The organism is Staphylococcus sp. HMSC36A10 (assembly GCF_001838845.1).
GTDB lineage: Bacteria > Bacillota > Bacilli > Staphylococcales > Staphylococcaceae > Staphylococcus > Staphylococcus aureus.
Genome location: NZ_KV839116.1, coordinates 1 through 643 on the forward strand (window position 1 = coordinate 1; position 643 = coordinate 643).

The window sequence follows — 643 nt, forward strand, 5'->3', positions numbered from 1 at the left end:
GATCACACTTTATTGAAGCCTGAGTCAACACGTACGCAAATCGATCAAATCATCGATGAAGCGAAAGCATACAATTTTAAATCTGTATGTGTGAATCCAACACATGTTAAATATGCAGCAGAGCGACTAGCTGATTCAGAGGTGCTAGTTTGTACGGTAATAGGATTCCCATTAGGTGCGTCGACAACTGCAACGAAAGCATTTGAAACAGAAGATGCAATTCAAAATGGTGCAGATGAAATTGACATGGTCATCAACATCGGCGCATTAAAAGATGGACGTTTTGATGATGTACAACAAGACATTGAAGCAGTGGTTAAAGCTGCGAAAGGTCACACAGTAAAAGTGATTATTGAGACGGTATTGTTGGACCATGACGAAATTGTAAAAGCGAGTGAATTAACAAAAGCGGCTGGTGCGGACTTCGTTAAAACTTCAACAGGTTTTGCAGTTGGCGGTGCGACTGCAGAAGACGTTAAATTAATGAAAGATACAGTAGGTGCTGATATAGAAGTAAAAGCATCAGGTGGCGTACGTAATTTAGAAGATTTCAATAAAATGGTTGAAGCAGGTGCGACACGTATTGGTGCGAGCGCAGGTGTTCAAATTATGCAAGGTTTAGAAGCAGATTCAGATTACTAAT

Annotated in this window: 1 protein-coding gene; it reads left to right on the top strand. The window is 40.3% G+C overall.

The features are described from left to right. On the top strand, positions 1–642 hold a 642-nt coding region (gene deoC / locus HMPREF3247_RS07655), incomplete at its 5' end, for a deoxyribose-phosphate aldolase (protein ID WP_180363500.1). Position 643: the final 1 nt, after the last annotated feature.